The sequence below is a fragment of the Collinsella aerofaciens genome (assembly GCF_015554145.1).
Lineage (GTDB): Bacteria > Actinomycetota > Coriobacteriia > Coriobacteriales > Coriobacteriaceae > Collinsella > Collinsella aerofaciens_AA.
Genome location: NZ_JADNHZ010000002.1, coordinates 48358 through 72584 on the forward strand (window position 1 = coordinate 48358; position 24227 = coordinate 72584).

Annotated in this window: 21 protein-coding genes and 2 tRNA genes; 2 read left to right on the forward strand and 21 right to left on the reverse strand. The window is 62.1% G+C overall.

The window, feature by feature from the left end:
- Window position 1: 1 nt before the first annotated feature.
- From I2E13_RS01085 to I2E13_RS01125, 9 genes are all read right to left on the reverse strand, one after another.
- Window positions 2-1774: a hydrogenase large subunit gene (locus I2E13_RS01085; RefSeq protein WP_195403949.1), complete on the reverse strand. Its 1773-nt coding sequence runs from the start codon at window positions 1772-1774 to the stop codon at window positions 2-4.
- A gap of 3 nt (window positions 1775-1777) precedes the next feature.
- Window positions 1778-3343: a hydrogenase 4 subunit F gene (locus I2E13_RS01090; RefSeq protein ID WP_195403950.1), complete on the reverse strand. Its 1566-nt coding sequence runs from the start codon at window positions 3341-3343 to the stop codon at window positions 1778-1780.
- A gap of 3 nt (window positions 3344-3346) precedes the next feature.
- The gene (gene hyfE / locus I2E13_RS01095) at window positions 3347-4000 is read right to left on the reverse strand and encodes a hydrogenase 4 membrane subunit (protein WP_195403951.1); all 654 of its coding nucleotides are present in this window, start codon (window positions 3998-4000) and stop codon (window positions 3347-3349) included.
- 10 nt (window positions 4001-4010) lie between these two features.
- Window positions 4011-5468 carry a hydrogenase 4 subunit D gene (locus tag I2E13_RS01100; RefSeq protein WP_006234112.1) on the reverse strand — a complete coding sequence of 486 codons (1458 nt, stop codon included), beginning with the start codon at window positions 5466-5468 and terminating at the stop codon, window positions 4011-4013.
- A gap of 16 nt (window positions 5469-5484) precedes the next feature.
- Window positions 5485-6408: a respiratory chain complex I subunit 1 family protein gene (locus I2E13_RS01105; RefSeq protein ID WP_006234113.1), complete on the reverse strand. Its 924-nt coding sequence runs from the start codon at window positions 6406-6408 to the stop codon at window positions 5485-5487.
- Between the two features lie 17 nt (window positions 6409-6425).
- A complete protein-coding gene (hyfB, locus tag I2E13_RS01110; protein ID WP_118449537.1) occupies window positions 6426-8444 on the reverse strand; it encodes a hydrogenase 4 subunit B in 2019 nt (672 codons plus the stop codon).
- Complete coding sequence (locus I2E13_RS01115; protein WP_022095203.1) at window positions 8437-9054, reverse strand: 4Fe-4S dicluster domain-containing protein; 618 nt, start codon at window positions 9052-9054, stop codon at window positions 8437-8439. The genes hyfB and I2E13_RS01115 overlap by 8 nt, the downstream gene beginning before the upstream one ends.
- 78 nt (window positions 9055-9132) lie before the next feature.
- Window positions 9133-11355 carry a formate dehydrogenase subunit alpha gene (gene fdhF, locus I2E13_RS01120; RefSeq protein WP_118449535.1) on the reverse strand — a complete coding sequence of 741 codons (2223 nt, stop codon included), beginning with the start codon at window positions 11353-11355 and terminating at the stop codon, window positions 9133-9135.
- A gap of 76 nt (window positions 11356-11431) precedes the next feature.
- Complete coding sequence (locus I2E13_RS01125) at window positions 11432-11950, reverse strand: 4Fe-4S dicluster domain-containing protein (RefSeq protein ID WP_022095206.1); 519 nt, start codon at window positions 11948-11950, stop codon at window positions 11432-11434.
- Between the two features lie 429 nt (window positions 11951-12379).
- Here I2E13_RS01125 and I2E13_RS01130 point away from each other — a divergent pair, with 429 nt between their 5' ends.
- Entirely contained in the window at window positions 12380-12703 is a 324-nt protein-coding gene (locus tag I2E13_RS01130) for a type II toxin-antitoxin system RelB/DinJ family antitoxin (RefSeq protein ID WP_158572492.1), read from the forward strand.
- The gene (locus I2E13_RS01135) at window positions 12696-13151 is read left to right on the forward strand and encodes a PIN domain-containing protein (protein ID WP_195403952.1); all 456 of its coding nucleotides are present in this window, start codon (window positions 12696-12698) and stop codon (window positions 13149-13151) included. Before I2E13_RS01130 ends, I2E13_RS01135 begins: the two co-directional genes overlap by 8 nt.
- 105 nt (window positions 13152-13256) lie before the next feature.
- Here the strand turns inward: I2E13_RS01135 and I2E13_RS01140 are convergent.
- The 12 genes from I2E13_RS01140 to I2E13_RS01195 form a co-directional block, all read right to left on the reverse strand.
- Window positions 13257-13330: transfer RNA gene (locus I2E13_RS01140), tRNA-Gly, on the reverse strand.
- Between the two features lie 6 nt (window positions 13331-13336).
- Window positions 13337-13413: transfer RNA gene (locus I2E13_RS01145), tRNA-Pro, on the reverse strand.
- Window positions 13414-13504: 91 nt separating this feature from the next.
- Complete coding sequence (gene brnQ / locus I2E13_RS01150; protein ID WP_118449531.1) at window positions 13505-14863, reverse strand: branched-chain amino acid transport system II carrier protein; 1359 nt, start codon at window positions 14861-14863, stop codon at window positions 13505-13507.
- A 76-nt stretch (window positions 14864-14939) separates the two neighbouring features.
- The gene (locus I2E13_RS01155; protein ID WP_195403953.1) at window positions 14940-16079 is read right to left on the reverse strand and encodes an aminotransferase class V-fold PLP-dependent enzyme; all 1140 of its coding nucleotides are present in this window, start codon (window positions 16077-16079) and stop codon (window positions 14940-14942) included.
- The gene (locus I2E13_RS01160) at window positions 16076-16327 is read right to left on the reverse strand and encodes a DUF3343 domain-containing protein (RefSeq protein WP_195403954.1); all 252 of its coding nucleotides are present in this window, start codon (window positions 16325-16327) and stop codon (window positions 16076-16078) included. The genes I2E13_RS01155 and I2E13_RS01160 overlap by 4 nt, the downstream gene beginning before the upstream one ends.
- A gap of 19 nt (window positions 16328-16346) precedes the next feature.
- Window positions 16347-16973 carry a sulfurtransferase-like selenium metabolism protein YedF gene (yedF, locus tag I2E13_RS01165; protein ID WP_195403955.1) on the reverse strand — a complete coding sequence of 209 codons (627 nt, stop codon included), beginning with the start codon at window positions 16971-16973 and terminating at the stop codon, window positions 16347-16349.
- A gap of 61 nt (window positions 16974-17034) precedes the next feature.
- A complete protein-coding gene (gene selD / locus I2E13_RS01170; protein WP_089571622.1) occupies window positions 17035-18084 on the reverse strand; it encodes a selenide, water dikinase SelD in 1050 nt (349 codons plus the stop codon).
- Complete coding sequence (locus tag I2E13_RS01175; RefSeq protein ID WP_089571621.1) at window positions 18077-19294, reverse strand: glycosyltransferase family 4 protein; 1218 nt, start codon at window positions 19292-19294, stop codon at window positions 18077-18079. The genes selD and I2E13_RS01175 overlap by 8 nt, the downstream gene beginning before the upstream one ends.
- 14 nt (window positions 19295-19308) lie before the next feature.
- On the reverse strand, window positions 19309-20073 hold the full coding sequence (locus I2E13_RS01180; protein WP_089571620.1) for an acyl-CoA dehydratase activase: 765 nt from the start codon (window positions 20071-20073) through the stop codon (window positions 19309-19311).
- Window positions 20074-20123: 50 nt separating this feature from the next.
- On the reverse strand, window positions 20124-21287 hold the full coding sequence (locus I2E13_RS01185; RefSeq protein WP_195403956.1) for a double-cubane-cluster-containing anaerobic reductase: 1164 nt from the start codon (window positions 21285-21287) through the stop codon (window positions 20124-20126).
- 154 nt (window positions 21288-21441) lie between these two features.
- A complete protein-coding gene (locus tag I2E13_RS01190) occupies window positions 21442-22725 on the reverse strand; it encodes a double-cubane-cluster-containing anaerobic reductase (RefSeq protein ID WP_117637556.1) in 1284 nt (427 codons plus the stop codon).
- Window positions 22726-23156: 431 nt separating this feature from the next.
- On the reverse strand, window positions 23157-24227 hold the full coding sequence (locus I2E13_RS01195; RefSeq protein WP_161155033.1) for a sulfate/molybdate ABC transporter ATP-binding protein: 1071 nt from the start codon (window positions 24225-24227) through the stop codon (window positions 23157-23159).

The following is a 24227-nucleotide window of genomic DNA, read 5'->3' on the forward strand; positions in this document are numbered from 1 at the left end:
ATTAGAGCGCCTCCTCATCGAGCGGGGCGGCCATGGTGCCCTCGCCCGCAAGCGGCGACTTGTCGCGCCAGACGTTCTCGAACTGCTCCTTGTCGAGCACATGGTCGCGCTTGGCGGCGACGTCGGTCACCGTCACGCGGTCGGTGCAGGAGTAGCACGGGTCGAGCGAGCCGACGATCAGCGCCGCATCGCCCACGGTGTTGCCGCGGAACATGTAGCGCAGGACCGGCCAGTTGCTGTACGTAGCTGCCTTGGCGCGCCAGCGGTAGCACTTCTGGTTGTTGCCGAGCATGGCCCAGTGTACGTCCTCGCCGCGCGGCGCCTCGGTGGCACCAATGGCGTACTTGTGCGGGGTGTACTCCCAATCCGTGGTGAGGATGGGGCCCGACGGGCAGTTCTCGAGCATGGTCTCGATCATGTCGATCGAATCGTAGACCTCCTGAATGCGGACGGCGGTACGGCCGAAGGCATCGCAGGTGTCGGCCGTGGCGGCATGCATCTTTTGGATGTCCGGATCGGCGTAGCCGTCGAAGGGATGGTCAAAGCGCACGTCGCGAGCATAACCCGAGCCACGCATGAGCGGGCCAACCGGCGAGAAGTCGCGTGCGATCTTGCGATCCAAGATGCCGATGCCACTCGTACGCTCAATAAAGTTGGGCGTGGAGAGCAAGACGTCGACGAGCTCGGTGACCTCGGAGCGCAGCTGGTGGATGGTCGTGAGCGTGGAAAGCTTCTGCTCGGCCAGGATATCGCGACGCACGCCACCGATCACATTGAGACCGTAGGTCTTGCGGTGACCGGAGAGCTTCTCGGCCAGGTCCATGGACTTCTCGCGGACGCGGAAGAACTGTTGGAAGCCGGAGTCGAAGCCCGTGTAGTGCGATGCGAGGCCAATATTGAGCAGATGCGAGTGCAGACGCTCGACCTCGAGCATGATGGCGCGGATGTATTGGGCGCGCGGCGGAACATGAATGCCCTGGGCGCGCTCGACGGCCTCGGCATAGGCCACCGAGTGGGCGCAGCCGCAGATGCCGCAGATGCGGTCGGCGAGGAACGTCACGGCGTCATAGTTCAGGCGCGTCTCGGCAACCTTCTCCATGCCGCGGTGCACGTAGAACAGACGGTAGTCGGCGTCGACGATCGTCTCGCCCTCAACGAACAGGCGGAAGTGGCCGGGCTCGTCAGAGGTGATGTGCAACGGGCCCATGGGGACGAGTGTGGTCTCCTTGCCCTTGGTATCGGCCAAGAACTCGTAGTTTTCCATGTCGCTCGCGGGAGCGGGACGGAAGCGGTAGTCCATGGAGTCCTTGCGCAGCGGGTACAGGCCGCTGGGCCAATCATCGGGCAGCACCAGGCGGCGACGGTCGGGCAGGCCCTCGGGAATCAGGCCGAACATGTCGCGAAGCTCGCGCTCGCCCCACACGCAGGCGGGGACGAACGGCGTCACGGACGGGAACGTCATCTTGGCGGGATCGACCTCGGTGCGCACGGTCACCCAGCCGGGGTCCTCCCCCTCCATGGAGATGACGTAGTACACGGCGTAACGGCCGCACAGGCTGCGCTCATCGTTGCCGACGATCACGGGGATCCAGCCGTAGCGCTCGTAGTACAGGTAGTGGACGGCCTCGGGTAGCTTGTCCTGCTTGACGGTAATCGTCAGCTGGTCCTCGCACTGCCACTCGACCTTCTCGATGCAGCCCGGAACGGCGCGGCGCAGGGCCTCGACATGGCTCTCGCAGCGACGGGCATACACCTTGTTCTCAGTTTCAATCATTCGTTACTCCACCTCGCTCTGAGCGGTCTCGGTACCGAACACAGCGCGGTACATCGGCGTCGCGTGAAGTTCCTCGGTGCTCTGCTCGAGCACGATGCCGGTCGCGGTCTCCACACCGTGCACGAGAGGCAGCGGGGTGGCGATGCCAAACCACAAGATCATGACAGCCAGGATGATTTCGGGGATAAGCATGAGCGCCGGGGCCTCATGCTTGCCCATGCCCTGGGGCGCATGGCCGAATACCGACTTGAGTGCGATGCGGGTGAGCGCGGAGATGGCCACGGTAAGACCGAGGGCGACCACGACGACCAGCCACATGGGACCGGCGGTAACACCGGCGACAAAAGTCAGGAACTCGGAGATAAACATGCCAAAGGGCGGGAAGGCTGCAAGACCGAGCAGCGCCAGGATGGCGAGCGCGGCGGTTGCGGGAGCAACCTCGACGACGCCCTGGATCTTGGCCAGGCTACGCGTGCCAAAGGCGTGCTGGATGTTGCCGGACACGCAGAAGGCAAGCGTCTTGGTAAAGCCGTGGAACACGCAGTGCAGCAGGGCCGCGGCGATACCCAGCGGGCCACCGATACCCAGGCACAGGGCGATAACGCCCACGTTCTCCACAGACGAGTACGCAAAGCGGCGCTTGAGGTCGTCCTGGCGAAACATCGAAAGTGCCGCCACCAAAATGGACAGCGTGCCGACGATCAGCAGCAAAAGTTGCGGATACTCGGCGCCAACGGCTTGGATAGTAAAGCCGTAGAAGCGCATGATCACAAGCATGGCGCACTTAAGCAGCACGCCCGAGAGCAGGGCCGAGACAGGGCTCGGGGCCTGGGAGTGGGCATCGGGCAGCCAAGTGTGCATGGGGAACAGGCCCGCCTTGGTGCCGAAGCCGATGACAATGAACGCGAACGCGAGGCGCACGAGCATCGGGTCGAACTGGTCGGCGTAGGGCATGATGGAGGTGAGGAAGGCGGCCTCATGCGCGTTGGGCATGATATCGGCGGCGTTCGCGTAGATGAGCAGCGTGCCGAACAGGCCGAAGGCCACACCGGCGGTGCAGACCATCGCGTACTTCCAAGACGCCTCGAGCGCCTGCTTGTTCTTGTAGATGCCCACGAGGAACACGGTCGACAGCGTAGTGGCCTCGACCGCCGCCCAGGTGAGGATGATGTTGTTGGACAGGCAGGCGAGCAGCATCGTGAAGACGAACAGGCTGAACAGCGCGTAGTACTGCTTGGTGCGCTCGGCCGGCATGGTCTTCTCCTCGATATCGATCTTGATATAGGAGATGGAGTACACGCCGGTGATGAACCCGATGATGCCTACCAGAAGGACGAAGATCGACGAGAGCGAATCGAGATGGAGCCACAGGCCCAAAGCGTCGATATTCTGCCCGCTCGAGAGCATGGTTCCCGCGGTGACGACCGAAAGGACAAGGGTCGCCGCGACGGAGATGGTGTTGAGCCCCGCGAAGACGTTGTAGGACGTCGTCTTGGGGAGCGCAGCCATAATCAGGGAGAACACGAGAGGACAAGCGAGCAGGGCGACCGTCAGCATTGAAACATCCATGGCCTACCCTTTCAATTCGGTCAGGTCGTGGGAGTCGAGCGACTTGGTGTCGTTCCAAATCCTCACGACGACGGCGGACATGATGATGACGGCGAAGATGGCGTCGGTGGCGATGCCGATCTCGATGATCTCGGGGGCCGTGGGCGCGAGCAGAGCGAGCGTCACGTGGCTACCGTTCTCCATAAGGCAGTACCCGAAGATCTGCTTGAGGATGTTGCGCTGGGAGATGATGCACGTGAGGCCGACGAAGAAGTGCGCGAAGCTGATGGCGAGGGCCGGAGTGGCCACCTCGGCGGTGGGCAGGCTCAGGCGCGTGACCACCGCGAAGCAGACGGCCACCTCCAGACCGGTGAGGATGATGGTCCAGGCCGGCTTGATGGAGGAGGTCAGCGTGCTATCGGCAGGCGAACCCATCTTCTTGTAGGCACGGTTGAGAATGAACGGAACGAGGATCACCTTGGTGACGAAGGCCGACGCGGCCCACATGAGAAGCTCGGTGGCACCGGTGGTGAGGCCCAGGGTGAGCAGCACGCCCACCAGGACAACCGACTGGATCGCGTACCACTTGATGGCGGACGGGATGGTCTTCGAGACGACCACCATGGTGGAGGTCACGATCAGAAGACCGGCCAGGATATTGACTAACGAATAACCCATGTCCTACCTCCTAACCCATCCAACTAGAGGACAGAGGACCGGCGACGACGACCATGATCATGAGGACGACGAACACGAACGCCATGGCGCGCGGAAGGGGCTGGCCGGCGGCCACGGTCTCGCTCGGCTCACCGGGCAGGACCTTACCCATCCAACGCAGGAACCATGCGAAGGTGGCGACGGTCTCGACGACCATGACGCACACGAGGACAAAGATGACCGTGTTGGTAGCACCAACCGCGAAGCCACCGGAAATGATCTGGAACTTGGAAAAGAACGTGCTCATGGGGGGCACGCCGGCGATAGCGGTCGCGGCGACCGCAAAGCCCACGCCCGTGACCGGGTACTTCTTCATGAGGCCCTGGATCTTGGGCAGCATACGGGTTCCCAGCGTGAAGCTGAGAGAGCCAGCGATGAGGAAGAACAGGGTCTTGGTGAACGCGTGGTTGAAGATGTGCTCGACGGCGCCGTTAAACGCCATCTGGCTTCCGAACACGGAGAGGCCCAGGCCAAAGAACACGTAGGCGAGCTGCGCGATCGTCGAGAAGGCGAGCAGGCGCTTCATATCCTTCTGGGGCAGGTACATGAGGAAGCCGAAGAGCATGGTCACGACGGCGTCGATGATGGCGACCCAACCGACGATCTCGGGGATATCGCCGGCGCTCGCAAGAGCGCGGGCGAACACGCACACGCCGACCTTAACCATGGACGCGCCATGAAGGTAGGCGGAAACGGGCGTGGGGGCCTCCATTGCGGAGGGCAGCCACATGTAGAGCGGGAACTGGGCGGACTTGGCCCAAGCAGCGAACAGGATGAGCAGCAGCACGACGGTCTTCATACCGGAATCGAGCTGGGAGATCGCGCTCAGCGCGAACGTGCCGGTTCCGGCGAACAGGAAGGCCGCGCCGATGTAGAGTCCCAGAGCGCCGATATGGGTGATGATGAGCGCCTTCATACCGGCCTTCTTGGCCGTGGGCGTCATGTAGTAGCTGATGAGGCCCCAGGAGCACACACCGGTGATCTCGAAGAAAACGAGCTGGCCGACGATGGTGGAGCTGTAGGCGAGACCGGCCATGGCGCCGATGAACGTGGAGAAGTACACGTAGAAGCGACGACGGGGCGCGTCGGGATGCTCCTTATTCTTATCGCTCATGTACGGGAACGAATAGATGACGACGAGCAGGCCGATAGCGACGAACGCGGGTGCGAGCAGCGTGCTCATCCGGTCGAATATGAAGCCCATGACCAAGGTCTGGCCCATACTCGCCCAGGTTACATCGACCGCGTTCATGCCGTTTCCGGCAAACGTCGCGGCCAAGCCAACGGAAGCGACCGTGGCGATGCCGCCGGCAAAGGCGCAGATCCATTTAGCGTAGGGACGCGGCAGCATGACGATGAGCAGGGAGCCCAGCATGGGGACGGCGATCGCCACCATGGCAAAGAGGGACAAGCTCGATTCGATTGACATAGTTTCTCCCTTCTCCCTACACGCCTACGACGACGAAGACGAACGCGAGGACCGCGATGCCGACGACGGCCCAGGTCTGGTTACCGAGCACCTTGAAGCGCGAACGGGAAACGGAGTTCTCGAGCACGCCGCAGACGACGAAATCGACCAGGCACTTGACGAGGAAGACGACGGCGCCCACGAGAGCGGTGACGCCGATGGTCGCGGGCTCTCCCCAGGGGATGAAGATGGAGGTGAACCAAGCGACGACCACGACCTGCTTCATGCCCATGGCGAGCTTCATCATGGCCAGGGACGGGCCGGAGAGCTCGGCGAGCGGGCCCTCCTGGAGCTCCTGCTCGGCTTCGGCCTGATCGAACGGAAGCTTGCCGAGCTCCATGTAACAGGCGGCCGCGAAGGCGACGCCGGCGAGGATAACGGCGACGACGCTCGAGACGTTGCCCGTAACGATGTGCTGACCCATGGTCGCAATGTCCGTGGAGCCGCACACGATGGCGACGGTGAACAGCGCGATGAGCATGGACGGCTCGATGAGCACGCTCATGAGGAGCTCGCGGATACCGCCGAAGCCCGCGTAGGCGTTGGAGGAATCCACGCCGGACAGCGCGAAGAAGAAGCGGGACAGCGCGAGCGCGTACATGATGGTGATGGCGTCACCAAAGACGGGCATGGGGCTCTGGAGCGTGAACATGGGCAGGCCCATGGCGAGCATAAACGACACCGCGAGGAACAGCGGCGGCATGATGCGCAGCACGAAGCTCGAGTCGGAACTCACGGACTCGGGACGCGCCATGAGCTTCGCGAGGTCCCGGTAATCCTGAAGGATGGACGGACCGCGGCGATTGTGCATCTTCGCGCGAATCACACGGGCGAGGCCGGAGAAGAAGGGCGCGACCAGCATGACCACGAGGCCCTGCGCCATCGCAAGAACGATGTTCATAATATCCTCTCCCCTCTCTAGACCATGACCACGGCGAGCACGAGGAAGACCACGAGCGCCGCGACGATGTAGCAGATGTATACGGAGTAGTTGCCGCCCTCGATCTTGGAGGCGAGGCCGGCCAGCTTGTCGGCACCCTCGCTCGGTGCATCGACCAGGAAACGGTCGGGCAGGGGCTCGACGCCCTGGGCGACACCGGTGAGCTTCTGGAACACGTGCGCGATGGACCAGCAGATCTTGGTGCATACCTCGCGCAGGGTGTAGAGCGGGCCCATGAAGAGTTCGACGTCGGACGCGAAGCTCGTGGCGACGACGGGCATGTGCTCGTTGGGCTCGTAGCCGCACGCCCAAGGGTCGGTCTTCTTAGCGGGGGCCTTGGCGCCGAGGCAGGACCTCAGCGCGAACGCGAGGTCGGTGAGGACCACGAGCGCGATGGCGATCGCGGGGGTGGAGGTGGCGGCACCGGAAATCTCGTTCACGAGAGACACGCCCGAGGTGGCTGTGACGGCGGAGCCGGCAAGCACGCTCTGGGCGACGTCGCCCAGAACCGGGGCGATGACCGGGGAGCCGATTCCCAGTACCACGCAGATGGCCGCGAGGAGCATCTGCGAGAACAACATCGGAGCCGGGGACTCCTTGGCGTTCGCGGCCTCCTGGGAACGAGGGCTGCTCGCGAACGAGACGCCGTAGGCCTTCACGAAGCACGTGACGGCCAGGGCACCGGTGATGGCGAGGGCGGCCGCGGAGGCGACGGCGAACACCATGACGACCGGGTCGGAGAGCGTCGAGATGTTGAACAGGGACTGGTAGGTGAACCACTCGGAAACGAAGCCGTTGAGCGGCGGGATGGCCGAGATGGCAAGGGCACCGATGAGGAAGCAGACGGCCGTGACCGGCATGCGGCGGAACAGACCGCCCATCTTCTCCATGTTGCGCGTACCCGTGGCATAGAGCAGGGAGCCCGCGCCGAGGAACAGCTCGCCCTTGAACATGGCGTGGTTGAGCGTGTGGTAGAGGGCGGCCATGAGCGCGATCGTCGCGATGACGTCGTTGCCCAGGGCGTGCGCCGTCATGGACGCGCCGACACCGAGCAAGATGATGCCGATGTTCTCGACGGAGTGATAGGCAAGCAGGCGCTTGATGTCGTGCTCGTGGAGGGCGTAGACGACACCCAGGACCGACGAGATGGATCCGAAGACCAGGACCATGAGGCCCCACCAGAGCTGGACGCCCGAACCCGCGAGCAGGTCGAGACCGACCTTGAGGATTCCCAGGATGCCGATCTTGATCATGCCGCCGGACATGAGGGCGGACACGTTGGACGGCGCCTCGGGGTGCGCCTGGGGCAGCCAGGAGTGCAGCGGGATGATACCGGCCTTCGCGCCAAATCCGAAGAACGCGAGGACGAAGCACGCGGAGGAGACGGCGGGTCCAAAGTCATGCGTACGGAAATCACTGAAGCTGAAGGAACCGCCCACGCCGTTGGTCATGAGCAGGAAGCTCGCCATGATGAGAACGAAGCCCACGTGCGCGATGACGAAGTAGAGCCAACCGCCCCTAATGGAGTTCTTGTTCTCCTCGATAACGACAAGGAAGTAGCTCGTAAGGGACATGAGCTCAAAGGCGACCAGGAACCAGAACACGTTGTCGGCGGTGATGACGAGCATCATCGAGGCGACGAAGGTGTTCATAAAGAAGCCGGCGCGCCCGACCTTGCCCGGGTACTCGTCGAAGTAGGACAGACCGTAGATGAAGCCCGCAAAGGCGAGAATCGAGATGAGGACCACGATCAGGCCCGCAAGGCCGTTGAGCAAGAGCTCGAGACGGGCGAACGGGAAGAAGAAGACCGTGTTGAGGGACGAAACGTCGCCAAGCACGGCCTCGAGGCCCGCGATGAACGAAAGCACCGCGGCGACGGCGCCGATAAGGCAGCCGGCGGTCTTGGCGGCGTTATCGGCCTTGATCAGCAGAACCGAGGCGAGCGCACCGATGCACGAGACGGCAAGCGATGCGATAAACAGCGTCATGCTATCCATTGTTTACGCTCCCTTCTGCTTTCTCGGACAGGCCCTGGGCCACAGCGGTAACGTCGACGACCGGACCGTTTTCGATCGAGCGCAGGCGCTTGGCCTCGTCGAGCTCGCGATCGGCCGCGCCGCCCATGACGGTCAGCGCCTTGGTGGGGCACGCCGCCACACAATGCGGGCCGTCCGGATCGAAGGCGCACAGGTCGCACTTGACAGCGCAGGTGTACTGGCCGGGAGCCCACGTAAGAAGGCTGCTCAGGGACTTAGGATACGAAGGCGTCGGGTCGCACATGCCTGCGACACCGGCGATAGACGTGCCATCGGGGTGGATGGCTCCGAAGGGGCACGCGATGGCGCACAGCCTGCACCCGATGCACTCCTGCTCCTTGACGTGGATGCGATCGCCATCGTGCTCGATGGCATTCACCGGGCAGACCTCGGCGCAGGGGGCACCCTCGCAATGGTGGCAGGCAAGGGCGGCCGAAATACCGCCGGTCTTCACGAGCGCCAGGCGCGGCGTATCCTGAAGACCCTGCATCCGGTGGGCGTCGGCACAGGCGGACTGACATGTTCCGCAGCCGATGCACCTCTCCGGGTTGATGTCGATGAAGCGGTTCATCCCCACTTCCTTTCAAAATAACGGGCCGGGCTCCCGAACGTACGGGACGCCCGGCCCAAAAAGCCAACGAGAACGGGACTACACGATTTGGTTCACGTGCGTCTCGTCGTCGAACTTGGCGGCGCCAGGCTCAACGTCCTGGGGAGCGGCGGCGTCGACCAGAGCCTGCTTGAGCTCGGTGTACTGGCGCTCGACTTCGCCCTCGGCCCAAACCTGGTCGGCAATGGCGTCGACCTGGCAGGCGGAGAACTTGTCCTCGGGCGTGTGCGAGACCGGGTCGACCTTGTGCATGGTCAGCTCGTTGCACTTGCCGATCCACCACTGGTAGGTCATATAGACCGTGCCCTTGTTGATACGGTCGCTCACGTCGGCGCGGCTGTATACCTGGCCGCGGCGGCTGTGAATCGAGACGATGTCGCCGTTCTTGATGCCGCGCGCCTGGGCGTCCGCGGGATTCATGCGGACAAAGCCGGGCTCGTCGGCAAGCAGCGCCAGCGTCTTGCAGTTGCCGGTCATCGAGCGGCAGCTGTAGTGGCCGACCTCGCGGACGGTGCACAGGATGAGCGGGTACTCATCGTCGGGAAGCTCGGAGGGCGCCTCCCAGTCGTGCGCCATCAGGTTGGCGCGGCCGTCCTTGGTGGTGAACTTGCCACCAGCGAACATGTCGGGCGTACCGTGGTCGTTGACATCAGTGCTCTTGACGGGCCACTGGGCGTAGCCGCCCTCGGGAGCCATCTTCTCGTAGGTCGCGCCCACAAAGTTGGGGCACAGGCTAATGCACTCGTTCCAGATCTGCTCGGTGTTGTCGTAGTGCATGGGATAGCCCATACGCGTGGACAGGTCCGCGAAGATCTCCCAGTCGTGACGGCACTCGCCCTTGGGCGGAACGGCTGCGTCAAAGTGCTGGAAGCTACGGTCGGATGCGGTAAAGACACCCTCGTGCTCGCCCCAAGAGGTGGCGGGCAGGATGACGTCGGCGAGCATGGTCGTCTGCGTCATAAAGATGTCCTGGCAAATGAACAGATCCAGCTCGGAGAGCGTCTTGCGCATACCGGCCGAATCGGGCTCGGTCTGCACCGGGTCCTCGCCGTAGTTGTAGAAGCAGTGCACCTTGCCCTCGTCGACCAGGTGGCCCAGGTCGGTGAGCTTGTAGCCCTCCTCGAGCGGGAGCTTTTCCTCGGGCACGCCCCAAGCCTTGGCAAACTTGGCACGCACTGCGGAGTCGGTGACTTTCTGGTAGCCAGGGTACAGGTTGGGCAGCATGCCCATATCGCAGGAGCCCTGGACGTTATTCTGGCCACGCACGGGCGCGAGGCCGGAGTTGGGTTTGCCGATCTGGCCGGCAACGCAGGCGATGGAGGCGATGGTGTGCACCGTCTTCAGGTTCTGCTTCTGCTGGCATACGCCCATGCCCCAGCCAATGATGGCAGAGGGCTTCGCCGTGGCGTACATCTCGGCAGCTTGGTGGATCAACGCGGGCTCGACACCCGTGATGTCCTGTACGGATTCGGGAGTGTAGTTCTTGATGGTCTCCCACCACTCGTCAAAGCCGTTCGTGTGCTCGGCGACGAATTCCTTGTCGTAGAGGCCATCGTTGACCAGACAGTTGGCAAAGGCGTTGAGGAACGCAACGTTGCAACCGTTCTTGATCGGAAGGTAGAGATCGGCGATACGCGCGGTTTCGATATGGCGCGGGTCGGCGACGATGATCTTGCAACCCTTTTCTTTGGCTCGCACGATACGCCTTGCGACGATGGGGTGCGAATCGGCAGGGTTATAGCCGAAGAGGAAAATGCAGCCCGCATCCTCCATACCGGGGATGGAGCATGACATGCAACCTGAACCAACCGTGTCCATCAGACCGAGGACAGTAGGGCCGTGTCAAGTACGGGCGCAGTTGTCCACGCTGTGGGTGCCGATGCACGCACGCGTAAACTTCTGCATGACGTAGTTCGCCTCATTGCCGCCGCCTCGCGAAGAGCCGGTGGTCATGACAGCGTTAGGACCATATTCGTCAATTATGGCCTGCATCTTAGATGCGGTGAAATCCAGTGCCTCGTCCCAGCTTACGCGCTCAAGATCCGCGCCCTTGGTGCGGCGGATCATCGGGTGCAGTACGCGAGGAGTCAAGATCTTGGTGTCGTTGATGAAGTCGTAGCCGCTCATGCCCTTAAGGCACAGCTCGCCCTGATTGGTGATGCCGTTGAGCGGTTCGGTACCCACGACCTGGCCGTTTTGGACCAGGAGGTTAAACTGGCAACCGGCGCCGCAGTACGGGCAGATCACTTTATGCTTCTCCATAACACCCTCCTTCCTTTCTCTGCTACCGATTAATCGGTACGTATTTGACAATCTTTGGGCCTGTATGGCCGCCCGCCTACGCCTCGTTTTCGATGGTGGCGCGGGCACGCTCGGCAGTCAGTTCTGCCAGGCGCTCCTCGTCTACCAGGGTGAGGCCCTTGGTCGGGCACGCCTCGGCACACGCCGGACCGCCGGGACGGTCCACGCACAGGTCGCACTTGAGCACGAAGCTCTTAGTCTGCGAACCCACGCGCACGTCGCCCATCAAGACGGGGACCTGCGTGGTCGCCACGCTCACGGCACCAAAGGGGCAGGCCATGACGCAGCTCTTGCAGCCGATGCAGTTGTCCTCGTTGACGCCGATACGATGGTTCTTTGGATCAAAGAACAAGGCGCCCGTGGGGCAGGCCTTGGCGCACGGAGCATCCTCGCAGTGATGGCACGCCACCGGTGCGGAGATCTCGTACGTACGCGTCACGCGCAGGCGCGGCGCGGCGATGTTGCCGGGGATGTCGTGTGCCTCGATGCACGCTGCCATGCAGGTTTGACACCCAATGCAGCGCGAGGAATCGGCTACGACTCGTTTATTGCCCATGTTGTTCACTCCCTCCTGAATCCCATGCTGGAGAGATCCTGTCGACGTTGCCCCAAGCAGCCCGTGGCCTGGCATCGGCGTATCGAATGCATGCGGCGAAACAGGCACTCGGTAGAATTTCTCCAACGGTATACAAGTTGAATATACGCAGTTGCAGGGGGTAAGCTTGAGCATAGGCCCTGCAATACGGGTGTATTGCAGGAGTTTGGGCTGGTTAGGATTATTCTCAATAGGATATAAAGGCGAGTGTATTACACGCGTACGCTGCAGAGATTTTTACGCGCTCTCGTTTTGGATGTACTACGCTTGTATTCGTGTTAATGGTTATCAACTTGAGTGAAATAAAGTAATCGTTATAATAAGATGCTCAAGTATCGGCACATGCCGCATTTGACCGACTGTATTGCACGCTCATTAAGGGGGCCAGTGATGTCATCGACTCAAAAACGAGCCATCCTGCAGGTGCGCATTCGCGAGGAAGACAAGCAGCATGCCGAACGTCTCTACGACGCCATGGGCACATCGCTCGCCGAGGCCGTACGTCTATTTGTCGCGCAGAGCATTTTGATGCGCAAGCTCCCCTTTCAGCCGGTCGCCGTGCGCTCAAAGGACGGCACCGCCGCCTATGGATCGCTCAAAGCATATGGGGACCCCAATCGCCGCTCCAAGGAGCGCAATGTCTGGATTGAATACCTTGCTACAGAAAGCGACGATTCGATTTTGGGTCCCGAGGAAGTAGATATCCATGAGTAGCACCATCATCAACGAGACCGTCATCCTACGCTACCTGCTTGACGACGACGAAGTTCTGTCACCGCGCGCCGCCAAGGTCATCGCCACCCGCACCGCTCGTGTCTACCCCGAAATCATCACGCGCGTCGTGGTCACGCTGCGCGACGTCTATAAGGTTCCCCGCGTTGAGATTGCTGCGGCCATGAAAAGGCTGCTCGATGACGTCATGGTCGACGAGCCCACCGTTGTCGCCCTTGCCATCAAACTCTTTGGCAAGACCCATATGGACTTTACCGACTGCCTCCTCGCAACCCGAACCGCCATCTACAACGATGATGTCGTGAGCTTTGGCAAGCCCATCATCCAAGGCATGATCGATTACCGCCGCAAGCGCCAAACCGCAGCCGAAGCCCGCAGCCGCAGCATCGACTCCACCATCGACAAGCTCCGCCACCGCCCCCGCAGCTAACCCCATCCCCTCCTAAGTTGCGGTGCGGGATCGATTTCCGTCACCCGGCACACTTATGAAAATGGCTCTGTTCCCAAAAGGAAGCAGAGCCATTCATCTATCTTGTGGAGCGGGCGACGGGAATCGAACCCGCGTCATCAGCTTGGAAGGCTGAGGTTCTACCATTGAACTACGCCCGCAAGATATGGTCGGGACGACAGGATTTGAACCTGCGACATCCTGCTCCCAAAGCAGGCGCGCTACCAAACTGCGCCACGTCCCGAAGGTGTTGAGCAGCTAAGGTCTAAACCTTGCGTGTCCCAAAGCGAAGGAAATTATAGGGGAGACTCCCCGCCCGTGCAAGCGCAGAAACCCTAGCTCCTCGAATGTGCGACAAACTTGCTGTGGAGCAGACCGATCACAAAGGCAACTACGGCGACCGGCGCCCACGCGGCACCGATGTCTGCCAGCGGCAGCACATCAAACGGTAGCCACGCTCCAGCAAAGAACGCATCGCGGACCGAGGTGATCACGCTCTGCACAGCGACTACGCCGCCGACCCAGACCCACACCTGCGGATGAGCGTCACAAAAGCCGTGCACCAGGCCCATAAGCACCAGCACAATGGCAACGGGGTACAAAGCGTTGAGCATGGGCACCGAGAACATAAGGATCACGTCGAGGCCCACGTTGGAGAGCACGCACGAAAACGCTGCGAACACAAAGGCGAGAACCGCAAAGGGACGGCGCATGGCCTCCTCAGAGGCCTCCGCTCCCCCTTCGACCACATACGTCTCGCAGAAGTAACGCGAGCAGCAGCTGATGAGGCCGATGCACACGTTCATGCAGGCGAGGAAAAAGATCGCAAAGACCACGACCGTGCCGGCAAGCCCAAAATGCATGGAGGCCGAACGGGCGAGGATGGCGGCGCCGTTGGTAGCGTCGGGCATCACGGTGCCGAGCTGCATACCGGCAAGGCCCAAGCCGCAGTAGATGATGGCCATGAGCACGCCGGCGATAACACCGGAACGCGAGATCTCGAAGGCCACGCGCTTGTCATCGGTAACACCCAGCTCGTGGATGGTCTCGGCGATGATGATGCCGAAGGCAAGTGACGCGAGCAGGTCCATGGTCTGATAGCCAGTCAGAAAGCCCTGCACAGCGGCGCCTGCATCGTAAGGGGCCTGCGGCGCGGCAGCCGGTCCCAGCGGCGAGATCACGGCAGCACCCACGACCAGCACGATGAGCGCAATGAGCGCAGGGCCCGTAATGCGGCCGAGCACGCGCGTGATGACGCCTGGACGTAGCGTGAGCGCAAACGCGACGACGAAGAACCCGATGGCAAACACCAGACGTGCCGTGCCGAGCGAAACGCCCTCGGGTAGCAGCGGCACCAGCATTTCGAACGCCGTAGAGCTTGTGCGCGGAATGGCCAGGCACGGACCGATGGCCAGGTAGACCGCCGCAACGAAGAATTCGCCAAACTTAGGATGCACACGCCCGGCCAGCTCTCGGGCCGTGCCAGCGAGCGCGACGGCGATAAATCCCATAACGGGCAGACCGATAGCGGCAATCAAAAAGCCGATCATGGCAACCGGCGTGGCAGAACCTGCCTGCAGCGCCAGCAGCGGCGGAATAATGAGGTTACCGGCGCCAAAGAGCATCGAGAACAGCGCAATGCCGACGGTAACGACATGGTCGGAACGCAGACCGCGCGGGGCGGATGAAGCCATAGGCACACCTTTCGGGTCGAAACAAAAACGGGACGGGCAAAATACCCGTCCCGCAAGTATAAACGGTCCAGCAGCTTTAGCAGGCTAAATTGCGCAGAGCATCGATAGCCGTGTCGACTTCTTCGGTCGTGTTGAAATACCCAAACGAGAAGCGGACGACACCCTGGCGCTCGGTATCTAACGCACGGTGCATGAGCGGAGCGCAATGGGCACCGGGGCGCGTCGCAATCCCCCACCCTTGCATGAGCGCGTCCGAGATCTCGGCCGAGTCGATATCACCCACGTTGAGTGAGACGATCGCCGAGCGCACGGGCTGGTCAAACGCACCGTAGAGCGCAATGCCGGGGATTTCGCGAGCACCGGCGAGGAAGCGCTCTGCAAGCGAGCGCTCATGCGCCGTAATCGCCTCGACCCCGCCTTGCGCCTCGATAAAGTCGAGACCGGCAGAAAGTCCCGCGATGCCGTGGCCGTTGAGCGTGCCCGCCTCAAGACGCGTGGGCCACTCAAGTGGCTGCAGTGGGTCAAAGCTGTGCACGCCCGTGCCGCCCATGGCCCACGGAGACACGTCAATGCCCTCCGCCACGGCCAGGCCGCCGGTGCCTTGGGGTCCCATGAGCCCCTTGTGGCCGGTAAAGCACACAATGTCGAGCCCCATGGCATGCATATCGATACGCGCCGTGCCGGCAGACTGAGAGGCATCGACGATCACCAGCGCACCGGCCGCATGGGCCATGGCCGCCACGCGCGCAATGTCGACCGCGTTGCCGGTCACATTTGAGGCGTGCGTCACCACCACGGCACGCGTACCGGGCGTGACTAGCCGCTCGAGCTCGTCGTAGTCGAGCGCGCCGTTCGCGTCGCAACCCGCATGCTCAACCGTCACACCCTGCTCTGCCGCCAAGCGATTGAGCGGACGTAGCACGGAGTTGTGCTCGAGCACCGTCGTGACCACGCGGTCGCCGGGGCGCACCACGCCACAGATGGCGGTGTTGAGCGCCGCCGTAGAGTTGGGCGTAAAGCACACATGGTCCGCCCTCGGGCAACCTAAAAGGCGCGCGAGCTTGGCACGGCAACCGTGAATCGTACGAGCGGCATCGAGGGCACCCGACGTGGCGCCGCGCCCGGCATTGCCGAGCGAGCACATCGCCTGCGTCACGGCATCGATGACCGTCTGCGGCTTGTGCATGGTCGTCGCCGCGTTATCCAGGTAGATCATCGCACGACCTCCCACATATCAATCACGGTATAGCCCTCGGTGGGAACGCCCGCCGCGGCGAGTTCGCCGCGCAGCAGCTCCTCATCGGCAGGCAACGCTTTCCACGCCAGACCACAGCCGGCAGCGACCTCCCCGGGCACGGGAACCGTTCGCCCGGGAAGGCCGCGCTCGATGCACAGGGACTCGCAGCCCATGGCGGCCGCCGTGGTGGGAAACGTGATGACAAGCGCCGGGCGCTTCTCCCTCATGGCAACTCCAACCAATACGCTACGGGCGCACGACGCGCACGGCCTGCTCCATCTTCTCCACGATCACGTACATGTTGGTGACCTCGCCCACCGCAAGCTGGTCTTTAATGCCATAGTGGTCGAGGCAGGTACCACAGGTGAGAATCTCGACGCCCTGCTCGGCCAGGCCCTTCAGGTCGTCGAGCACCGGCGAGCCCTCAACGGTGAGCTTGGCGCCGCCGTTGTAGAACAGCATGGTCGCGGGCAGCTCCTCCTGCTGCGTCACGGCAAAGATAAACGCCTTCATGAGCTTGTGGCCCAGCTCGTCGTCGCCACGGCCCATGCAGTCGGTGTAGACGGAAATGACGAGCCTGCCCTTGCCGGCGCTGGCACCACAGAAGGCAGCGCCATCCTGCTCGGGATCGGCCATGGCAACGGCGCCAGAGGTCGCCACGGTCACGTGCCACTCGGCGTCAGAAACCTTCTCGACCGAGGCCGTGCAGCCTTTCTCCTGCGCCATCTTGGAGATGTTCTTGACGGCGGTCTCGTTGTCGACCGAGGTCACGACGGCGCCCTCGCCATCGAGCTGCTTCAGAGCTTTGAGCGTCTTGACGACGGGCAGCGGGCAGGCATCGCCCATGGCATTGACTTCAATCTTGGTAGACATAGCAAATTCCTTTCGAAAGAGCCGTTCTAGAGAACGGCAAACAGTTACATAAACGTGCGGGCTAGCGAACAACGCGGACGGCAGGACCGCCCGGCTCCGCCTCACACACGCGCCCGACAACGGCCGCGATGCGCCCCTCGGCATGCAGGCGACGCGCAAGCCCATCCACATCGGCAGCAGGCGCCGCGATGAGCAAACCGCCCGAGGTCTGCGGATCGTACAGCGCATCCAACCTGCCCGGCTCCAGGTCCTCGTCGGCAGCCACGCGCGGGCCAAAGAAGTCCTGGTTGCGGTAGGCACCGGCAGGAATAATGCCCAGACGCGCCATATCGAGCACCTGGTCAAAGAGCGGCACCGCCCCCGACGCAAGTTCAATCTGCACGCCCGAGCCCTCGGCCATCTCGCACGCATGCCCGATCAGGCCAAAGCCCGTGATGTCGGTGCAGCCGTGAAGCTCGAGTCCCTCGGCCAGGCGAATCGGGGCCTCGTTGAGGGTACACATCGAGTCAAACATGGCTGCGGCCTCGTCCTGCTCGATGAGCTCGCCCTTAATGGCCGTGGTGATGATGCCCGAGCCGATCGCCTTGGTCAGCAGCAGAACATCGCCCACGCGTGCGCCGCTGTTGGCGAGCATGTGGTCGAGTGGCACAAAACCGCTCACGGACAGACCGTACTTGGGCTCGTCGTCGTTGATGGTGTGGCCGCCCGCGATGGAGCAACCCGCCTCGACGCACTTATCGGCACCGCCCGCCAGAATCTGACCGGCAACCTCAACGCCCAGGCAACTGGGTATGCAAAGCAGGTTCATGGCATGGCTCGGCCGCCCGCCCATGGCGTAGATGTCCGACAGCGAGTTGGCCGCAGCGATCTGGCCAAACAGGAACGGGTCATCGACCATCGGTGGGAAGAAGTCGATGGACTGCACGAGCCCCAGGTTCTCCCCTACGCGGAAGACGCTCGCATCGTCGGAGGTATCGAACCCCACGAGCAAGTTGTCGTTATGCACATTGGGTAAGTCGCCCAGGACCTGGGCGAGGGCTCCGGGAGCCAACTTAGCGGCTCAACCGCTCGCGGCCGTCATGGACGTGAGCCTCATGGTGTCCTTAGCCATACGAACCCCCTTCCAACAAATCAACGACTTTAAGTATACGCGCCAGGCACGCTTCCCAAGAGACCGCCGACGGCTCGAACGTCGAAGGCGGAGCCGCAAGCGCCTGCGCGATAGCATCTGCCAGTGCGCGCTCAAACAACGGAAGGTCGGCCGCCACGGGCGTGTCGACATCCGTCATACGCGGCGACGCCACCCACGTCACGGGAGCACCGGGAAGCATCGCCTCCATCCAGGGACGAACGCCGGGCAAATCGGTCGCCACAACTTTGCAGCCGCACGCGAGGGCCTCGATCGTCACGAGCGGCAGACCCTCGTAAAACGAAGGCAGCACAAAGACGTCGGAACTGCGGTAAGCACGCACGAGCCCATCGCTATCCAGGCGCCCCGCCAGCGTCACCGGCACATCCGAGGCCGCGGTCAAGCGCTCAATACGCGCGTACTCGGCATCGTCCCCGCGGCCGCCCACAAGTACCAAGCCAGATGGGCAGACGTCATCGTCAATCGGCAATGACACGGCTCGAACCAGCGACTCGACGCCCTTTTTAAAGCAAATCTTACCCACGTACACAAGCGATCCCGGCTGCCTCGCCACGCTTGCATCACGGCAGAAGACGCGATGGTCGTAGCCCGTCCCAATCACGTGGATGCGATCGACATCGACGCCGCACACCAGGCCAATCTGCTCAGCCTGCTCAGCATGGAGCGCAAAGACGGCATCGAGCCGACGAACCGCGCTTACGATGCGATCGCGCTCGAGCGCATGCGAACGCAGCTGGCGCAGGTCGGTCGAATGGCATACGGCAACAACCGGCACGCCCCGGACGCGCTCGCGCGCCAATGCGGTCACCAGATACAGGTGATGGCAGAGCACCAGATCGGGCCGAAACTCAGCCACCGCCCGATCGATTGCAGCAGCAAATGCCCGCTCAAATGCCTTGAGCATCGAAGGCGTCAGGTCACGGTAGCGTGTGGAGGGATAGGGCATGACATCGGACATACCGCAGATGGGAAACGGCAGCTCGGGCGACTCGAACGGTACGGCAAACACGGCAGCACGCCGGTCCAGCTCGCCTTGGGTATCACCCGGTGCCGCGCCGCAAAGCACGGCGGCGCGATGCCCCGTCTCGATCTGCTCGCGCACGAGCGCGGCAAGGTAGGTGCCGCTGCCAGTGCTATCTGGTTTTTGTGCCGAGATATTGAGGATGCGCATGTCGCGGTACACCCCTAGGCCAAGGCGGCGGCGCGGACAGCCGCGCCGATCGCTCCGGCAAAGCGAGCCTGGGGCGAGGTGGTCACCGGCGACCCCAGTAGCTCGCCCAACCGCTCCACCACGAAAGCGTTCTCGCACAGGCCACCGGTCAGGTAGTACGGGGCGCCCGCGGCCTGCCCAGCCATGGTCGCCACGCGCGAGACCACGCTGTCGATCACGCCACGCGCAATGTTCTCGCGCGGCTCACCGCGACCGATCAGGCTGATGACCTCGCTTTCGGCAAACACCGTGCACATGCTGCTGATCTTGGTGGGCTCGCCGGAACGTGCCAGGTCGGCCATCTGCTGCTGGGAAATGCCTAGGCGGTCGGCCATGATCTCCAAAAAGCGCCCCGTGCCGGCGGCGCACTTGTCGTTCATGGCGAACTTTGCCACGCGGCCGCCCTTGAGTTGGATGACCTTGGTATCTTGGCCGCCCACGTCGATCACCGTGCCCTGCTCGCCAAACAGGCGGACCGCACCGGCACCATGGCAGGTGATCTCGGTCACTACCTTGTTGGCATAGGGCACCGCGACACGGCCGTAGCCAGTCGCGACCACGCGAACATCGTCGCCCGTCACGTCATAGCCGGCTGCGGCGAGTTCACCGCGTAGGCGCTCGGCCGCATCGACCGACGAATACCCCGTCGGCATGACGCAGGTCCACGCAATGGCGTTGTCCGTCTCCACCACCGCAGCCTTCGCGGCCGTCGAGCCTATGTCGATACCAATGCCAACCACGGCATCCTCCTTCTATGCGGCAAAGCAGCTATCCCTTTGCCGCATTTGTCCTACAGGGTCTCGATAAAGGCAGCAATGCGCGTCTCGATCTGGCCCATGTCTCCGTTGCTGTAGTCGGTCTCAATCTTCATATACGGAATACCCGCACCCTCGACAGCCTCCTGCATGCGCGCACTCTCCACGTTAAAGGTGTGGCACGCCTGGAGTACGCTCTCCACTACGCCATCGACGTGATACTTCTCGCACATGGCCAGCGTGTTTTCCATACGACCGTCGTTGGGCGTCATGACCGAGCAGTTGATGTCCAGGTAGCGGTCGGCGATGGCGCGCAGGATATCGGGAGCCTCCGGGTCGATCATCATGGCCGCCGTGCGCTCGCCCGAGCAGTCGTCCATGCACACGACCACACCGCCGTTGGACTCGATAGTACGGCCGATCTTGTTGATCACGCCGCCCACCGGGCAGCCGGTAATCAGAATGCGCTTGGCATCCGCCGCAACCGGGCGCTCGCCCGCGTCGTAGGCCTCGCGCAGCTTGGCAACCTTTTGCTCCAGCTGCTGCGTATAGGCCTTGATATCGAAGTTGAACGTACCGGCGAACATGGTGCTCATCAGGTCAACGCCGCTCATGGCAGCCGGCTGGTTGGCCTGCAGCGCAAACATCTCGAGCTGGGCCGCACGCAGACGGTTGCGACGACGGACGGTAGCGCGCAGGTCATCGTCGGCAATCGTGATGCCGTAGAAGCCCTCGAGCTCCTCCTTGAGCAGGCGGCACTCCTCGTACCAGCCTTTACGCTCGTAGGCGCGATCGCGACCCTGCGGAAGATGCAGAATGTGCGTGCGCTTGAGCTCGTTGAGCAGTTCGTACATCTTCTTCTTGCCGTCGCAGGTGGTCTCGCCGATGATCATGTCGCTAAAGTACGTAAACGGACACTTTTGCGAATAGGCAAAACCATACGTAGACTTGATGAGCGGGCACAGGTTTGCCGGCAGCACCTTCTCGGCCTCGGGAATCACCTCGTCGGACGTACCACACAGAGCCACGCTCGAGGCGCCCGCGGCATCGATAATCTCGAGCGGCGTATAGCTGCACAGATACCCGACAAGACGATTGCCCGCCTGCTTGTAATCCTTAACGCGAATAAACGCGGCCTTGCGCTGCTCGTTGAACTCCTCAAACGTGGACGGCAACGGCTGCTCAATATTTTCCGACATATAACTCCTTAACAAACCTTTTAACCAACCAAGGAAACGGCTTTCCCAGGTGCCCGAGGTTGCCGTGAAAGAGGAGCGTCGCGTACTTTGGTACGCAAGCGACGGTTTGAACAGCAAGATCGGGTGCCTGGGGAAGCCGCCGGGACGAATAGTCCTAAATGGTTTCCAAGAAAGCCTCAATCCTGGTTTGCAGTTGGCCTGCATCCTCGCCGGCGTAGTCGGTCGTGATGTGCATAAACGGAATGCCTGCCTCCTCGGCGGCCTTCTCCACGGCAAACGACTCCATCTCGTAGAGCGTGCAGAACTGCAGAGCCACGTCCACGATGCCGTCGGCATGCAGGTCCTTGGCCATCTGGACAATATCCTTCATACGCTGGTCGTTGGGCGTAAAGACGGCGCAGTTGATCTTAAAGTAGCGCTCGGCGATGGCGTCGAGCATCTCGTCAACCGTCTCGCCGGACTCGTCGACCAGGTCCTTGTAGTAGCGCGAGCCCGTGCAGGACTCCTCGCCTACCACAACGCCGCCGGCCTTCTCGATAAGGTTGAACAGCTTCCAGTTGGGCACGGCCATGGGCGTACCGGTGTACAGGATGCGCTTGGTCCCCTTGGGTGCCACGCCCTCGCCGGCCTCGACACGCTGCTCGCACTCAGCCGCCATATCGTTGATGGCTCCGGTCAGACGCGGTGTGTCGTCCATAAAGGCGGCCTGAACGGTCAGCAGGCTGTCGAGACCGCTGATGGGCGCAGGGTCGGCAGCGCGCGTGGCAGCGAGGCGCTGCAGGGCGCGGCGCTTCTCATTGACGGCGTGGATGGCAGCCTTCAGACGCTCGGGCGTAATCTTGACGCCGCACTCTTCCTCGATCTTGGCGGCGAGCTTCTTGACCTCGGCCTTCCAGGTCACGAGCGTCGACTCGTCGTGCACGTTGGGAATATCCATGACGTACATGTTCTTTTGCGTGGCAAAGAACTCGTAGGCTTTCTTCTTGCCGTCGCAGGTGTTCTCGCCTACCACCAAGTCACTCGACTCAATGTAGGGGCAGACCTCGCCCAGCTTAAAGCCGGCAAAGCTCTTGATGAGCGGACAAGTGTTGCGCGGCAAGTGCTCCTCGACCTTGTCGGTCGCCCAATCGGCACCCGAGCACAGACCCACGGGGATGCCGTCGCAGGCGAGCACAATCTCCTCGGGCACGTAGACGCAGAAGCTGCCCACGATCTTGGTGGCCTCGCCGGCCTCCTTCTTGTCGAGCATCTCCTTAATACGACCGCTGTGGATGTTGGTGGCGACAAAATCCAGGTAGGACGTGGACTTGGGGCGATTGTTCTGCGTCAGGAACATATCGCCGTACATCTGGCCCACGGCGCCCAGCAGCATGTCGTGGTCGGCAAGATTCATGCCGAGGCTCTCCCACATCGGATGGAAATCAAATTCTTCAGCCATAACGGTTCCCCTCTCGAACCAAAAACGGATAACAGCGGTATCGATGCACGACGGACGGCGATTGCCCGACCGTGCTCAAACCCGGAATTTTAGGGAACCTGCTTTGCGGTCGATTATTTAGTTGTGCGTCGTCTCTCCCGGAGCCGTGAACATACCTGCTCATATGCGGCTCCGAGCCATATATAGGGCACGCGCGGCAACGCGGCGAATGTATGTCGTCTGCGGCATGTGCGCACCCTCCTTTACAAGTTGAGGTCAACTATACCAACGGTCATCGACCATGCGAACACCGTTGACATTCGTACGACAGCGTCGTGTGCCGTCGTTTAATAAATAATTATCTTGATTGATAAGAGTTTGTCATTCCTCATTCGGCGAACGGCAAAAACAAAGCCGCCGAGGCTTATATTCCCCGACGGCATTACCCGGCGCTATCGACAAACCAAATGGATCCTGCTGGCATCAAAATGCATGCGCAGCGTCTCGCCTGCTTGCGGCAGCTCGTCGACAGGCATGCGCACTTTGTTGACCTTCCACTGCAGGCGCGTCGGCGCGTCGGCGCGCGGCACGTCCAGCAGCACCAGGCGCTCAAAACGTGAATCGCTCACGCGGGCCACATGCAGGTCGTAGCTGTTGCGACCCCGCTCAGCACGGTTGTCCACATGGAAGTAGCTCGCACGAATACCCAGGTACGCCACGTTATCGGGAACCTCACGGCCCACGTTGAAGGTCATGCCCCAGTCGAGGGCCTCAACTTCTTCGTCGCCGATCTTGCGCGCGCGGCTCGTATTCTTGCAGCCCGTCAGGCGCAGCGCAGCCAAGGTTTGCGGCCGGCGGACCACGTCCTCGACGGAGCCGATCTCCTCCATATGCCCGTCGTGCATCACACAAATGCGCTCGCACAGACGGCACGCTTCGTCGATGTCGTGGCTCACGTAGAGCACGGTACGGTTGCACACATCGAACAGGTCGAGCATGTTCTGTTCGAGCGCGCTCTTAAGATAGGAATCGAGCGCGCTCATGGGCTCGTCGAACATAAAAATGCCCGGATGCGCCGCCACCATGCGCGCAAGCGCCACGCGTTGCTGCTGACCGCCCGAGAGGCGCGCGGGGTAGCGGTCAGCAAAATCGGCCAGACCGAAAATGCCCAGATAGCGCTCGGCGAGCTTTTTGCGCGCGGCGGCGTCACCCGCATCCTTAACACCGGCGCAAACGTTATCGGCCACCGTCATGTTGGGAAACAGCTGATAGTTTTGGAACAGCAGGGCGCATTTTCGCTCCTGGGGCGACAGGTTGATACCCGCCGCCGAGTCAAAAAAGGTCACGCCGTTGACGACGATCTCGCCCTCGTCGGGTGTCTCCACGCCGGCAATGCAGCGCAACGTGCAGCTCTTGCCGCAACCCGAGGCGCCCAGCAGCGCCACACGCTCCTCGCCGGCATCGAGCTGAATGTCGAGGGTAAAGCCCGGATAGCGCTTTTTGATATCCAGAACGAGCGACAT

Excerpts from the sequence above, each read along its gene's own strand:
- I2E13_RS01160 (WP_195403954.1), bottom strand. The coding sequence starts at position 16,327 with ATGAGGGAGAAGCGCCCGGCGCTTGTCATCACGTTTCCCACCACGGCG.
- I2E13_RS01130 (WP_158572492.1), top strand. The coding sequence starts at position 12,380 with ATGTCATCGACTCAAAAACGAGCCATCCTGCAGGTGCGCATTCGCGAG.
- I2E13_RS01135 (WP_195403952.1), top strand. The coding sequence starts at position 12,696 with ATGAGTAGCACCATCATCAACGAGACCGTCATCCTACGCTACCTGCTT.
- I2E13_RS01195 (WP_161155033.1), bottom strand. The coding sequence starts at position 24,227 with ATGTCGCTCGTTCTGGATATCAAAAAGCGCTATCCGGGCTTTACCCTC.
- yedF (WP_195403955.1), bottom strand. The coding sequence starts at position 16,973 with ATGTCTACCAAGATTGAAGTCAATGCCATGGGCGATGCCTGCCCGCTG.
- hyfB (WP_118449537.1), bottom strand. The coding sequence starts at position 8,444 with ATGGATAGCATGACGCTGTTTATCGCATCGCTTGCCGTCTCGTGCATC.
- I2E13_RS01090 (WP_195403950.1), bottom strand. The coding sequence starts at position 3,343 with ATGGATGTTTCAATGCTGACGGTCGCCCTGCTCGCTTGTCCTCTCGTG.
- I2E13_RS01175 (WP_089571621.1), bottom strand. The coding sequence starts at position 19,294 with ATGCGCATCCTCAATATCTCGGCACAAAAACCAGATAGCACTGGCAGC.
- I2E13_RS01100 (WP_006234112.1), bottom strand. The coding sequence starts at position 5,468 with ATGTCAATCGAATCGAGCTTGTCCCTCTTTGCCATGGTGGCGATCGCC.
- hyfE (WP_195403951.1), bottom strand. The coding sequence starts at position 4,000 with ATGGGTTATTCGTTAGTCAATATCCTGGCCGGTCTTCTGATCGTGACC.
- I2E13_RS01155 (WP_195403953.1), bottom strand. The coding sequence starts at position 16,079 with ATGATCTACCTGGATAACGCGGCGACGACCATGCACAAGCCGCAGACG.
- I2E13_RS01105 (WP_006234113.1), bottom strand. The coding sequence starts at position 6,408 with ATGAACATCGTTCTTGCGATGGCGCAGGGCCTCGTGGTCATGCTGGTC.
- I2E13_RS01085 (WP_195403949.1), bottom strand. The coding sequence starts at position 1,774 with ATGATTGAAACTGAGAACAAGGTGTATGCCCGTCGCTGCGAGAGCCAT.
- I2E13_RS01125 (WP_022095206.1), bottom strand. The coding sequence starts at position 11,950 with ATGGGCAATAAACGAGTCGTAGCCGATTCCTCGCGCTGCATTGGGTGT.
- I2E13_RS01190 (WP_117637556.1), bottom strand. The coding sequence starts at position 22,725 with ATGGCTGAAGAATTTGATTTCCATCCGATGTGGGAGAGCCTCGGCATG.
- I2E13_RS01185 (WP_195403956.1), bottom strand. The coding sequence starts at position 21,287 with ATGTCGGAAAATATTGAGCAGCCGTTGCCGTCCACGTTTGAGGAGTTC.
- I2E13_RS01115 (WP_022095203.1), bottom strand. The coding sequence starts at position 9,054 with ATGAACCGCTTCATCGACATCAACCCGGAGAGGTGCATCGGCTGCGGA.
- brnQ (WP_118449531.1), bottom strand. The coding sequence starts at position 14,863 with ATGGCTTCATCCGCCCCGCGCGGTCTGCGTTCCGACCATGTCGTTACC.